The sequence below is a fragment of the Rhodobacterales bacterium HKCCA1288 genome (assembly GCA_015693905.1).
Lineage (GTDB): Bacteria > Pseudomonadota > Alphaproteobacteria > Rhodobacterales > Rhodobacteraceae > M30B80.
Genome location: CP065161.1, coordinates 2,211,114 through 2,223,256, shown reverse-complemented (window position 1 = coordinate 2,223,256; position 12,143 = coordinate 2,211,114). Strand labels below are relative to the sequence as shown.

12 protein-coding genes are annotated in these 12,143 nt (G+C 56.5%); all 12 read left to right on the top strand.

Annotated features, from left to right (window positions below; translation table 11 throughout):
* The first annotated feature begins 1 nt into the window (after position 1).
* A complete protein-coding gene (locus I3V23_10940; protein QPI85076.1) occupies positions 2 to 688 on the top strand; it encodes an adenylate kinase in 687 nt (228 codons plus the stop codon).
* 98 nt (positions 689 to 786) lie between these two features.
* On the top strand, positions 787 to 1,047 hold the full coding sequence (locus I3V23_10935) for a DUF4212 domain-containing protein (protein QPI85075.1): 261 nt from the start codon (positions 787 to 789) through the stop codon (positions 1,045 to 1,047).
* Positions 1,048 to 1,062: 15 nt separating this feature from the next.
* Positions 1,063 to 2,832 (top strand): cation acetate symporter, encoded by a 1,770-nt coding sequence (locus tag I3V23_10930; protein ID QPI85074.1) that lies wholly within the window; start codon positions 1,063 to 1,065, stop codon positions 2,830 to 2,832.
* 114 nt (positions 2,833 to 2,946) lie between these two features.
* A complete protein-coding gene (locus I3V23_10925; GenBank protein ID QPI86800.1) occupies positions 2,947 to 4,767 on the top strand; it encodes a cyclic nucleotide-binding/CBS domain-containing protein in 1,821 nt (606 codons plus the stop codon).
* A gap of 47 nt (positions 4,768 to 4,814) precedes the next feature.
* The gene (locus tag I3V23_10920) at positions 4,815 to 5,348 is read left to right on the top strand and encodes a hypothetical protein (protein QPI85073.1); all 534 of its coding nucleotides are present in this window, start codon (positions 4,815 to 4,817) and stop codon (positions 5,346 to 5,348) included.
* A gap of 39 nt (positions 5,349 to 5,387) precedes the next feature.
* The gene (locus I3V23_10915; GenBank protein ID QPI85072.1) at positions 5,388 to 7,376 is read left to right on the top strand and encodes a DNA polymerase III subunit epsilon; all 1,989 of its coding nucleotides are present in this window, start codon (positions 5,388 to 5,390) and stop codon (positions 7,374 to 7,376) included.
* 200 nt (positions 7,377 to 7,576) lie between these two features.
* On the top strand, positions 7,577 to 9,070 hold the full coding sequence (gene ffh / locus I3V23_10910) for a signal recognition particle protein (GenBank protein QPI85071.1): 1,494 nt from the start codon (positions 7,577 to 7,579) through the stop codon (positions 9,068 to 9,070).
* Between the two features lie 12 nt (positions 9,071 to 9,082).
* Entirely contained in the window at positions 9,083 to 9,388 is a 306-nt protein-coding gene (locus I3V23_10905; protein QPI85070.1) for a chorismate mutase, read from the top strand.
* A 41-nt stretch (positions 9,389 to 9,429) separates the two neighbouring features.
* Positions 9,430 to 9,903, top strand: coding sequence for a 30S ribosomal protein S16 (rpsP, locus tag I3V23_10900; GenBank protein QPI85069.1), 474 nt, complete (start codon positions 9,430 to 9,432; stop codon positions 9,901 to 9,903).
* Between the two features lie 239 nt (positions 9,904 to 10,142).
* A complete protein-coding gene (rimM, locus tag I3V23_10895; GenBank protein QPI85068.1) occupies positions 10,143 to 10,667 on the top strand; it encodes a 16S rRNA processing protein RimM in 525 nt (174 codons plus the stop codon).
* On the top strand, positions 10,657 to 11,481 hold the full coding sequence (gene trmD, locus I3V23_10890; protein ID QPI85067.1) for a tRNA (guanosine(37)-N1)-methyltransferase TrmD: 825 nt from the start codon (positions 10,657 to 10,659) through the stop codon (positions 11,479 to 11,481). The genes rimM and trmD overlap by 11 nt, the downstream gene beginning before the upstream one ends.
* A gap of 266 nt (positions 11,482 to 11,747) precedes the next feature.
* A complete protein-coding gene (rplS, locus tag I3V23_10885; protein ID QPI85066.1) occupies positions 11,748 to 12,134 on the top strand; it encodes a 50S ribosomal protein L19 in 387 nt (128 codons plus the stop codon).
* Positions 12,135 to 12,143 lie beyond the last annotated feature (9 nt).

Genomic DNA, 12,143 nt, shown 5'->3' with positions numbered 1-12,143 from the left:
AATGACGGCAGATACGATGACACGACCAGTTAACTTAATCCTTCTCGGGCCTCCGGGCGCTGGGAAGGGCACCCAAGCCCGCATGCTAGAAGAGGCATTCGGGCTTGTGCAGCTGTCCACTGGTGACTTGCTGCGCGGCGCAGTCAATGCAGGCACACCCGCAGGCTTGGCCGCGAAATCGGTTATGGAAAAGGGCGAATTGGTCTCGGATGAGATTGTGCTCGCCGTTCTCGAAGAACGCCTTCAGCAGCCCGATGTGGCCGCAGGCACAATTCTGGATGGTTTCCCCCGCACCGCCGCGCAAGCCGAGGCGCTTGATGGCCTTTTGGCGGCACGCAACCAGCAGATTGACGCTGTCATCAGCCTTGAGGTGGATGATGAAGCGATGGTGGCCCGCGTATCGGGTCGCTATACCTGCGCGGATTGTGGCGAAGGATATCATGACGAATTCAAGCAGCCTGCAACAGCGGGTGTTTGTGACAAATGTCAGGGCAGCGCGTTTAAGCGCCGCCCTGATGATAATGCCGAAACAGTGCGCACGCGCCTGTCGGCATATCATGCCCAAACGGCCCCCCTTATCGAGTATTACAATGCCCGCGGCACGCTTAGCAAAGTCGCGGCTATGGGGGCTATTGACGATATTGCCAAGGCACTTGGCAAGATCGTGTCCCACCTTACTGGGGCGTAATTGGGCAAAAGAATTCTGTCGGCGCCTTAGGAGGAGGCGGCGTCAGATGTCACCGTTGGGGCAGTGCCTCACTGGTTAGAAACCGAAGGGAGATATCAATGGCCGAAAAGGCAAATAACTCTGAATACTGGGCCGCGAACATCCGCTTGGTCACCCTATGCTTGGTGATCTGGGCGCTGTGTTCCTATGGCTTTGCTATTCTTTTCCGCCCGATGCTTAGCGGCATCGCGGTGGGTGGCACAGATCTGGGCTTCTGGTTTGCTCAGCAAGGTTCAATCCTCGTATTCCTTGTTCTGATTTTCTTCTACGCAGCGCGTATGAACAAATTAGACAAAGAATATGGCGTGGACGAAGAGTAAGGGACGGGCCAGATTATGGATCAAACAACACTCAATATTATCGTTGTGGGGCTGTCGTTTGCGCTCTACTTCGGTATCGCGATTTGGGCCCGCGCGGGTTCCACATCTGAATTCTACGCCGCAGGGCGTGGTGTTAACCCTGTCATCAACGGCATGGCAACTGCAGCGGACTGGATGTCGGCGGCCTCCTTCATCTCGATGGCAGGTCTGATCGCATTCGTAGGCTATAACAACTCGACCTTCCTCATGGGCTGGACGGGTGGTTACGTGCTTATGGCGATGCTTCTTGCGCCCTATTTGCGCAAGTTCGGCAAGTATACGGTTCCTGAATTCGTAGGCGACCGTTTCTACAGCCAGACTGCACGCGTTGTGGCCGTTATCTCGCTGATCGTTATGTCCGTGACCTATGTTATCGGTCAGATGACTGGCGCTGGCGTGGCCTTCTCCCGCTTCCTCGAAGTGGACAGCACAACAGGTCTCTACATCGCATCCGCAACCGTTTTCGTTTACGCGGTTTTGGGCGGCATGAAGGGCATCACCTATACGCAGGTGGCGCAGTATTGCGTTCTGATCACAGCGTATACGATCCCTGCTGTGTTTATCTCGCTGCAACTGACAGGTAACCCAATCCCAAGCCTCGGCCTCTTCTCCGAGCACACCGCCTCTGGCCAGCCTCTGCTGACCACATTGGACGGCTTGCTGACAGATTTGGGCTTCAATGCTTACACCACAGGCTCTAGCCCATGGTTGATGGCGTTGTTCACCTTGTCGCTGATGATTGGTACCGCGGGTCTGCCCCACGTTATCATTCGCTTCTTCACCGTTCCCAAAGTGGCTGACGCACGTTGGTCTGCTGGTTGGGCGCTGGTGTTCATCGCGCTGCTTTACCTGACCGCTCCTGCGGTAGGTGCCATGGCACGTTTGAACATCATGACCACCATGTGGCCAAATGGCGTTGAAGGTGAGCCTGTTGCACAAGCTGATCTGCCTGATTGGTTCAACACTTGGTCGGTCACTGGCCTTCTGGCTGTTGAAGACAAGAACGGCGATGGCCTGATCCAGTACTACAATGAAAATGGTGCTGGTATGGCTGAAATGGCAGCCGAGCGTGGTTGGGCAGGCAACGAGCTTGTGACCTTCAACCGTGACATCCTCGTTCTGGCAAACCCAGAAATCGCACAGTTGCCAGGTTGGGTTATCGCTCTGATCGCGGCAGGTGGTCTGGCAGCGGCTCTGTCCACAGCGGCGGGTCTTCTGTTGGCGATCTCCTCTGCCATCAGCCACGACTTGATCAAGTCGGTGATCAATCCTGACATCTCCGAAAAAGGCGAGCTTCTGGCTGCCCGTATCTCGATGGCAGGCGCGATTGCTTTGGCAACCTATCTTGGTCTAAACCCTCCAGGCTTCGCGGCGCAAACCGTGGCTCTGGCATTCGGTCTGGCAGCAGCTTCGCTGTTCCCAACACTGATGATGGGTATCTTCTCCAAGCGCATGAACTCCGCAGGTGCAACAGCAGGTATGCTTGCAGGTCTGATTTCAACCTGTCTCTACCTGTTCACATTCTTGGGTTGGTTCTTCATCCCAGGCACCAACATGCTGGATAACACTGCAGCGAACTACCTGTTCGGCATCCCACCAACCCATTTCGGGCCAGTGGGCGCATTGCTGAACTTTGCCGTTGCGTTCGCAGTATCCCGCGTGACAGCAGAGCCTCCGCAGGAGATCCAAGACCTCGTGGAATCCGTACGTATCCCACGTGGCGCAGGTGCAGCCATCAACAAGTGATCCTTTGATCACTTAGGGGCTACCCCTTAAGAAAAATGGGCGCATTCCGATCAATCGGGATGCGCCTTTTTCATAAATAGTCTAGGCTGAGCCAGACCGACCAATCAGACCCAGATCCAGATGCCAAAAGAAATCCTGACACTTCTGTCACAAACGCACCCCTATGACAGCTTACCGCATGATTATCTGGCGGAACTGGCAGGGCAGGTGAACCGCTCCATGGCAAAAGCGGGCGCTGTGATTTATCACGCGGGCGCGCCGCTTGAGGCGCTTTACCTCATCGTGTCAGGGCAGGTTGATATCACCGAACCCAATGGTGAACTGGTCTCGATCCTCGGCCCCAAAAACTCCTTCGGGGAGCGCGGCTTGATGCGCGATGGTATTGCGCCTGTCACCGCAACCGCCGTGAAACCAACCGAACTTTTGGAGATCTCGGCGCCACTTTTCCATAAATTGGTGAAAGAGCACCCCGCCTTTCTAGATTTCTTTGACCGCACCCGCCCAGCCCGCGCCAAGCGCAGTGCCTTGTCGACCCAAACCTTGGGCGATTTAATGACGCGCAATCCTCTGACCTGCACAGCGCAAGACAGCTTGCTGAGAGCCGCGCAGAAGATGCGGGATCACCGCGTCTCTTGCTTGCTTGTCACCTCCGAAACGGGGGCGCTGCAAGGGATCATCACCACACGCGACTTAACCAATCGCGCGATGGCGGCGGGGCTGCCATCAGACACGGCCGTGGCTGAAGTGATGACGCGCGCGCCCAAGACCTTGCCCGCCTCCGCCCTTGTGGCTGATGCGCTGCATTTGATGGTCGAGCATGGGTTTACCCATATGCCCGTCATGGATCGCGGACAGCCCGAAGGCATATTAAGCCAGACCGATATGATGCGCTTTCAGGCGACCAGTTCCGCCTCAATCATCATGGATATCGCCTATGCCGCGAATAGCGCAGAAATTGCCAAATATGTAAAAGGCATCCCTGCCCTTTTGATGCAATTGGTTGGGGCAAATAATGATCATCAGGTGGTCACACGCCTGATCACCGATATCGGCGATGCCGCGACCCGGCGGTTGCTAAAACTTGCCGAAGACCATCTTGGGCCGCCGCCTGTGCCCTATCTGTGGCTGGCCTGCGGCAGCCAAGGTCGGCAAGAACAAACGGGCGTGTCCGACCAAGACAATTGCCTGATCATAGACGATGCCATGCGCCCAGAAGATGACGCGTATTTCGCCGCTTTGGCAAAGTTCGTCTCGGATGGTTTAGATGAGGCAGGCTATTTCTACTGCCCAGGTGATATGATGGCGACCGCCGCGCGTTGGCGGCAACCCTTACGCGTTTGGCGAAACTATTTCTCGAAATGGATCAACAAACCTGACACCGAGGCGCAGATGTTGGCATCGGTGATGTTTGACCTGCGGCCCATTGGCGGCACGATGGCCCTGTTTGACGATCTTCACGCCTCGACCCTTGCAGAGGCTTCGGGAAATTCGATTTTTGTGGCTCATATGATTTCCAATTCGCTCAAGCATACGCCCCCGCTTGGTCTCTTTCGGGGCTTTGCCACTGTTCGGTCGGGCGAGCATAAAGATCGCATTGATCTCAAGCATAACGGCGTTGTGCCCGTGGTGGAATTGGGGCGCATCTATGCGCTGAAAGGACAGTTGACCGAAGTAAACACCCGCGCGCGCTTGGTTGCCGCAATTGACGGAGGTGCGGTTTCTGCCTCGGGCGGACGTGATTTGTTGGATGCCTATGACATGATCGCAGAAGCGCGGCTTGCGCATCAAGCGCGCCAAATCCGCAATGGCCACGCGCCCGATAATTTCATGGCACCTGCTTATTTATCGGATTTTGATCGAAGTCATCTCCGCGATGCCTTCGTTGTGATTAAAACAATGCAATCGGCAATCGGACAGCGCAGCGGATTTCTATAACCCCCGCACCTGTTTTTGGTTGTCACGAAAAGAGAAAGACCAACGAAATGCAAATGTTCCTCGTCCTTATTGCGGCACTGTCCTCAGCCTTTGCAGGGGCAGGCATCGCCTATGGCCTGCGCCGCCTGATAGGAGAGCGGATACCAAAATGGTTCGTGCCTGCAGGCGCAGGGCTGGCGATGATCCTGACCACAATATCCCTCGAATATTCATGGGCGCGCGGCGTCATGGCCACCCTGCCCACAGACACTGTAATGATCGCCACGCGCGAACAGCGCGCTGTTTGGCAGCCGTGGACATATGTGAAGCCATGGATCAAAGGTTTTGTCGCAGTTACCCCGTCAGAGACTGTCGAAACAGTCGAAGGCTCGGGCCAATGGGTTGTGCAAACGCGCCTGCATGAGCGGTGGCAGCCCGCGATCATCAAACCCATCTTGGTGGATTGCACGACCCCCGCCCGCGCAGAGATTTTTCCAACCACCAGTTTTGATGCTGATGGCCGCGCCGAGAATGCCGATTGGTTAGCGGTTTCCGCAGATGATCCGTTGATTGCGGTGGTCTGCCCAACTTTGGGCGGCTAGGCCGCGTCACCGCTGCGGGAGGAGGAGGCCCGCACGCCCATGTTCACCCATCTTAGTTTGCGTTTGCGCATCTTTTTGTTCTTTGCGCTCTTGGCCCTTGGGGGCGCGGCCCTGCTGACCGCGGGTCTGGTGATCGGGTATGTTCGTTTGGGCGAGGATCACGCGCTATCGGCCTTTATCACCGCAGGGGCGGTTGGGGCATTTGCAATTATCGGCCTGTCTGCTTGGGTTTGGACGAAGTTCGATGAGTATGTCGCCCGCCCCCTTGAAGCATTGGCCGCGGATATGCGCGCCCGCGCCCATGCCGATGTGGATGATGAAATCAATCCAAACTATGCGCGATATTTGGGTGATTTAGCCCCTGCTGCTGCGGCTGTTGCCGCGCATTTGACCGAAACGCGCAACGCAATGGCATTGGCCGTGGGGCGTGAAACAGCACGGCTCGGCCTTGAGAAGCAGCGGCTTGAAACCTTACTGGCTGAAATTCCCGCTGGGGTCGTGTTCTGCACGCCTGACCATAAAATCGCACTTTACAATGGCAAGATGCGGGACCTCTTCAATGATGATGAGGGGTTGGGTCTGAACCGCCCCCTTGATCAGCTTTTGCGCATGGCCCCCTTGCGCGAGGCTTATGGCAGGCTGTTGCGCGCACAGAGCGCTAAGGGCACGGATATTTTGGTAACAACCCGCCACGATGCCCGCCTGTTCGAGGCACGGATGCGCTTATTCTGGCTCGAAGGTCAGGAAACAGCCGATCCTGCCTATCTCTTGTGCTTGCAAGACCGATCCGAGGATTTGGCACTGCATGGCATGCGCGAGGCTTTGTTTGCCGATTTAATTGAGGCCGTGGATGCCGTTTTGCCAGACCTGCCCCATGGGGCGCCGCGTGCGCAGTTGGAAAAGACGTTGCACGATGTGCAAAAAGAAAAAGCCAAAACCGATACAGCATGGTGGCCCCTTGAGCAGCTTGACCTATCCGATATTGGAATCGCGCTTGCCACGCGCTTGGCGCAAAAGGATATCCAACTGCAGTATGACGCGCTGCCTGACCTGCGACTGCGCGCCGATGGCTTTGCCATCAGCCGCTTGTTAGAGCGCCTGACGCTGTCGTGGATTGGCGCGGGGGCGTCTGACATTCGACTTTCGGCCCGACTGTCAGAGGGAGAGGCCATTCTTGACCTGCAGGGAGATGCAAAGGCCCCTGACGCGGCACGACTCAATGATTGGTTAGACAGCCCCCTGATCACGGGCCATTCACGCTTTGCAGGGGCAGATGTTTTGCGCAGCCACGGCGCCAAGATCGAAGCCACAGATCAACGGATCAGCCTGTCACTAGCCGCCGCCCCCGAAACGCTGCAAACGCCGCGCGTGATCCAATATGATTTTGACCTGTTGCAAACCGCACTGCCTGCTGAGCTGTCACAGGCCCCGCTGAAGAACTTGTCTTTCGTGGTGTTCGATACAGAAACCACCGGGCTGAACCCGCAAGTCGATGAAATCTGTCAGATCGCCGCGATGCGAATTGTAAACGGCAAATTGGTCGAGAGCGAACGCTTTGACACATTGGTCAACCCTGCGCGCAAAATCCCTGCGGCCTCAACAGCGGTGCATCACATCACCAATGAGATGGTGGCAGACGCTCCATCGGTCGTTGATTCCTTATCGCGGTTTCATCGCTTTGCCGATGGCGCGGTTCTGGTGGCCCATAACGCCCCCTTTGACATGGCTTTTCTACAGCGGCGCGAAGGGGCCATTGGTGCGCGTTTTGATCAGCCGATCTTGGACACTGTTCTGTGTTCGGCCATCCTTTTTGGTCAGTCTGCGGAACACACATTGGACGCGCTCTGTGACCGCCTCAGCATCCGCATACCCGACAATGCCCGTCATACCGCACTTGGCGACACATTGGGAACGGCGCGGGCCTTTGTGAAGATGTTGCCCATGCTTGAGGCGACAGATATCCAAAATTTGGGACAGTTGATCACGGCCTTTGATCGTCATGCGCGGCTCTTGCGCCATTTGAACTAAGGCGCGAAGGCTTGACATTCCCCTCTTCGCGCGCGTAAGAGCAGCGCAACTTCCAGCAAGCTTTGGCTTTCTGGTCTTAGGATATGTCCAAGATCGCCCCCCGTCAGCGAGTTTCGCCCACGGGGGCCTTGGTGCATTGCAATGCGGTGGCCTGATGCACAGATCACCAAAGAGATGACGTGACAAAGGGGCCTTGGCCAATGTTTGAAACACTTTCAGAACGCCTCTCCTCGGTCTTTGAGGGGCTGACAAAGCAAGGCGCTTTGTCTGCTGATGATGTAAAAACAGCCCTGCGCGAAGTGCGGGTGGCTTTGCTTGAGGCAGATGTTTCTTTGCCCGTGGCACGTGAATTTATTCGCGCGGTCGAGAAAAAGGCCACAGGCGCTGCGGTGACCAAATCGGTGACCCCGGGTCAACAGGTCGTCAAAATTGTGCATGACGAATTGATCGCCACGCTTCAGGGCGAAGGCGAGATTGGCGCACTGAAAATCGACAACCCGCCTGCACCCATCCTGATGGTGGGTCTGCAAGGCTCAGGGAAAACCACAACAACCGCGAAACTGGCCAAGCGCCTGAAGGAGCGCGAAGGCAAGCGCGTGTTGATGGCATCCCTTGACACAAACCGCCCTGCCGCGATGGAGCAGTTGGCCATCCTTGGCCAACAAATTGGCGTGGATACCCTGCCCATCATCCAAGGTGAAAACCCTGAGACGATTGCAAAGCGCGCCAAAACCCAAGCGGGGCTTGGCGGCTATGATGTCTATATCCTCGACACCGCAGGGCGCTTGCATATTGATCAAGACCTGATCGCGCAGGCCGCAGCCGTGCGTGACATTGCCAACCCGCGCGAGACACTCTTGGTCGTGGATGGCCTCACGGGCCAAGATGCAGTGAATGTTGCGCAGGAATTTGACGATAAAATTGGCGTCTCTGGCATCGTTTTGACCCGTATGGACGGCGATGGTCGCGGCGGCGCGGCACTGTCGATGCGCGCCGTCACAGGCAAACCGATCCGCTTTGTGGGGTTGGGTGAAAAGCTCGAGGCGCTTGAAACATTCGAAGCGCAGCGTGTCGCTGGCCGCATCTTGGGCATGGGCGATATCGTGGCCCTTGTTGAAAAAGCCCAAGAAACCCTTGAGGCTGAACAGGCCGAGCGCATGATGAAGCGCTTCCAAAAAGGTCAGTTCAACATGAACGACCTTAAAGGCCAGTTAGAGCAGATGCTGAAAATGGGCGGGATGCAGGGCATGATGTCGATGATGCCGGGCATGGCCAAGATGCAAAAGCAGCTTGATGATGCAGGGCTTGATGACAAGGTAATCAAACGCCAGATCGCGCTGATCCAATCTATGACAAAGCGGGAAAGGGCCAACCCTGACCTTTTGCAGGCAAGCCGCAAAAAGCGCATTGCCGCAGGCGCAGGGCAAGATGTCTCTGACCTGAACAAGCTTTTGAAAATGCACCGCCAAATGGCCGATGCGATGAAGAAGCTCGGCAAAATGGGCAAAGGCGGGATGCTCAAGCAGGGCCTTGGCGCATTAATGGGCAAAGGCGCACCCAAAGATTTGGCGGGCATGGATCCTTCAGCAATGGATCCCAAAGCGATGGAGGCCGCAGCCCGCAAGATGGGGCTTGGCGGCTTGGGTGGCGGCGGTGGTCTGCCGCCCCTGACGGGCTTTGGCAAAAAGAAATAAAGGGATCGCATCATGACCGATACAGCCGCCCGCGCCGCAGCGCTGCTCAAGGAACATCGCGCCTCGATTGATCGCTTGGACGCAATCCTTGTCTATACCCTTGGCGAGCGGTTTAAGCACACCCAAGCCGTAGGGAAGTTGAAGGCACAGCATGATTTGCCCCCTTCCGACCCAGACCGCGAAGCCAAACAAATCGCGCGGCTTGAGCGTTTGGCTGAGGAGGCCGATCTCGACCCCGAATTCGCCAAGACCTTTCTGAAATTCATCATTCAGGAGGTCATCCGTCACCATGAACAACACATTGAAAACGGGCAATAAACAAAGACGCCCCGATCATCTATCCGAAGGAGAAGACTAACATGGCAATGAAAATCCGCTTGGCCCGTGGTGGCTCGAAAAAGCGCCCATTCTACAGCATCGTGGCCTCTGACAGCCGCATGCCCCGCGATGGCCGCTTCATCGAGAAGCTCGGCACATACAACCCGCTCTTGGCAAAAGACAGCGAAGATCGCGTGAAAATGAACATGGAGCGCGTGAAATACTGGCTCGAGCAGGGTGCACAGCCCACCGACCGCGTAAGCCGTTTCTTGGAAGCAGCTGGCGTGTTGGCCGCGAAAACCCGCAACAACCCGAACAAAGCCGTTCCAGGCAAAAAAGCACAAGAGCGCGCAGAAGAAAAAGCCGCTAAGGCCGCAGAAGCAGCCGAAGCAGCAGCCGCACCTGCACCTGCCGCTGAAGAAGCGCCCGCAGAAGAGGCCGTTGTTGAAGAAGCAGCTGCACCTGAAGAAGCGCCTGCCGCTGAGGAAGCCGCAGAAGAAGCAAAGGCTGAGTAATCAGCCCCCTGCCTTGCCCCCGCTTGTTGTGTACTGGGGGCAAGGCGGCCTTTGGGCCAAGCGTAGATGTGGCTTTGAGTATCTTAAATGCGCCGCCTGATCCTAATTTCGATCCTCTGCCTTTTCGCCTATATAGGTGGGCGCGTTGAAGAACGGCGCAATGCGCAAGCGGCCTGTCTCGCCCTTTCGGGCGACTGGGTCAGCGCAGATCGGTTATGCCTAAGAGAGGGCCCCGTGGAATGAGCAATCAAAACCTGATTTGTGTCGGTGCGATTGCAGGCTCCTTTGGCGTGCGCGGTGAAGTGCGCCTCAAAAGTTTTTGCGCCAATCCCGAAGATATCGGCACTTACACGCCACTGTTTTCTGAAAAAGGCGACCGCAGCTTTGATCTTAAAATCACCCGTGCCGTCAAAGGTGGCTTTGCCGCGCGGGTTGTTGGGGTGATGACAAAAGAAGCGGCAGATGGCCTTCGCGGCACCCGTCTGTTTGCACCGCGCACCGCCCTGCCCGTCCTTCCTGATGACGAGTTTTATCACAGCGACCTTCTCGGTCTTAACGTGGTCGACACAGGCGGCGCGGCGCGCGGCAAGGTGGCGGCCGTTTTGAACCATGGCGCAGGTGATATTCTCGAACTGCGCAGCGTGCCCAATCACAAGGGCAGCGTTCTTGTGCCTTTTACACAGGCGGTTGTTCCCACAGTCGACCTCAGCGCCAAGCGCATCGTGATTGATCCGCCAGAAGGCTTGTTTGACGATGACGTCTAAACCACCCCGCAGCTATGGCCGTCTGTCGATTTCGGCCAATGCGACCCCACGCGATTTGATGGGGCCGCAGCGCCTGAAGGACGCATGGTGCGCGAAGGTCATCACACTCTTCCCTGACATGTTTCCAGGTGTCTTGGGGGGCTCACTGACGGGGAAGGCATTGCAAAGCGGTCTTTGGGCATTAGACACCATCGACCTGCGCATCTTCGGCGAGGGCAAGCACCGCAATGTTGATGATACGCCCGCAGGGGGCGGCGCAGGGCTTGTCTTGCGTCCCGACATTTTGGGGCGCGCCATGGACATGGCCGCTGATAACACACCACCTGACCCTGCAAGATGGCCACGTGTCTATCTGTCACCTCGGGGGCGGCCTTTTACACAGGCCGATGCCGCGCGCTTTGCGGGCTGTGACGGCATGACCCTGTTGTGCGGGCGGTTCGAAGGGGTGGATCAACGTGTGATTGACCATTACGAGATGGAAGAAATTTCACTAGGTGATTTTGTTCTGACGGGCGGCGAGATTGCCGCCCAAGCGGTGCTAGATGCCACCATTCGCCTTATTCCGGGTGTCTTGGGAAATTTTGACTCGACCCAAGAAGAAAGTTTTTCCAATGGCCTGTTGGAGCATCCGCACTATACCCGCCCCGCTGAATGGCGTGGGATGGTGATCCCCGAGGTTTTGACATCTGGCAATCACGCCCGCGTTGCCGAGTGGCGCCATGCCCAAGCCGAGGCTTTGACGCAATCGCGCCGCCCTGATCTTTGGGCGGAATATCTCTCTAAACAGGGCAAGACCGGGCGCGATAAGGCTTGATCCTTTGGGATTTGCAGCCTATACGCCATCCGTCCGCAGTCGGAATCGGCTGATCGGGCCTCTTTGGTTTTTCTTGGGGCTTTGTCCCCGCGCTTTAGCGGAACTTCGGCGCAAGGCAGATTGGCCAAAGATCACATTAGGAAAGTCAGCGTGACCTCTGGCGGACACCCCCATATGGGAACAGGTGGATCCGGTCGAAGACCAGAGCTCTCAGATGCGACCACACCTTCGCGGAGCAACCGCGAGCATTTAGAGGAGAAGATCCAATGGATCTGATCGCACAAATCGAGGCGGAACAGATTGCCGCCCTTGGGAAGACCATTCCCGATTTCAAAGCTGGCGACACCATTCGCGTTGGCTTTAAAGTGACCGAAGGGTCGCGCTCTCGTGTGCAGATGTATGAAGGCGTTTGCATCAGCCGTAAAAACGGCAAAGGGATCGCAGGTTCGTTCACTGTTCGCAAAATTTCATTTGGTGAAGGCGTAGAGCGCGTATTTCCCCTCTACTCGACCAATATGGATTCAATCGAAGTGGTGCGCCGCGGCCGTGTTCGCCGCGCGAAGCTGTACTACTTGCGTGATCGCCGTGGTAAGTCGGCCCGTATCGCCGAGAAAACAAACTATCGCGAACTCAGCGATAACGCCGAAGCGTAAGAAGGGCTT

Excerpts from the sequence above, each read along its gene's own strand:
- I3V23_10940 (QPI85076.1), top strand. The coding sequence starts at position 2 with ATGACGGCAGATACGATGACACGACCAGTTAACTTAATCCTTCTCGGG.
- I3V23_10935 (QPI85075.1), top strand. The coding sequence starts at position 787 with ATGGCCGAAAAGGCAAATAACTCTGAATACTGGGCCGCGAACATCCGC.
- I3V23_10930 (QPI85074.1), top strand. The coding sequence starts at position 1,063 with ATGGATCAAACAACACTCAATATTATCGTTGTGGGGCTGTCGTTTGCG.
- I3V23_10920 (QPI85073.1), top strand. The coding sequence starts at position 4,815 with ATGCAAATGTTCCTCGTCCTTATTGCGGCACTGTCCTCAGCCTTTGCA.
- I3V23_10915 (QPI85072.1), top strand. The coding sequence starts at position 5,388 with ATGTTCACCCATCTTAGTTTGCGTTTGCGCATCTTTTTGTTCTTTGCG.
- ffh (QPI85071.1), top strand. The coding sequence starts at position 7,577 with ATGTTTGAAACACTTTCAGAACGCCTCTCCTCGGTCTTTGAGGGGCTG.
- I3V23_10905 (QPI85070.1), top strand. The coding sequence starts at position 9,083 with ATGACCGATACAGCCGCCCGCGCCGCAGCGCTGCTCAAGGAACATCGC.
- rpsP (QPI85069.1), top strand. The coding sequence starts at position 9,430 with ATGGCAATGAAAATCCGCTTGGCCCGTGGTGGCTCGAAAAAGCGCCCA.
- rimM (QPI85068.1), top strand. The coding sequence starts at position 10,143 with ATGAGCAATCAAAACCTGATTTGTGTCGGTGCGATTGCAGGCTCCTTT.
- trmD (QPI85067.1), top strand. The coding sequence starts at position 10,657 with ATGACGTCTAAACCACCCCGCAGCTATGGCCGTCTGTCGATTTCGGCC.
- rplS (QPI85066.1), top strand. The coding sequence starts at position 11,748 with ATGGATCTGATCGCACAAATCGAGGCGGAACAGATTGCCGCCCTTGGG.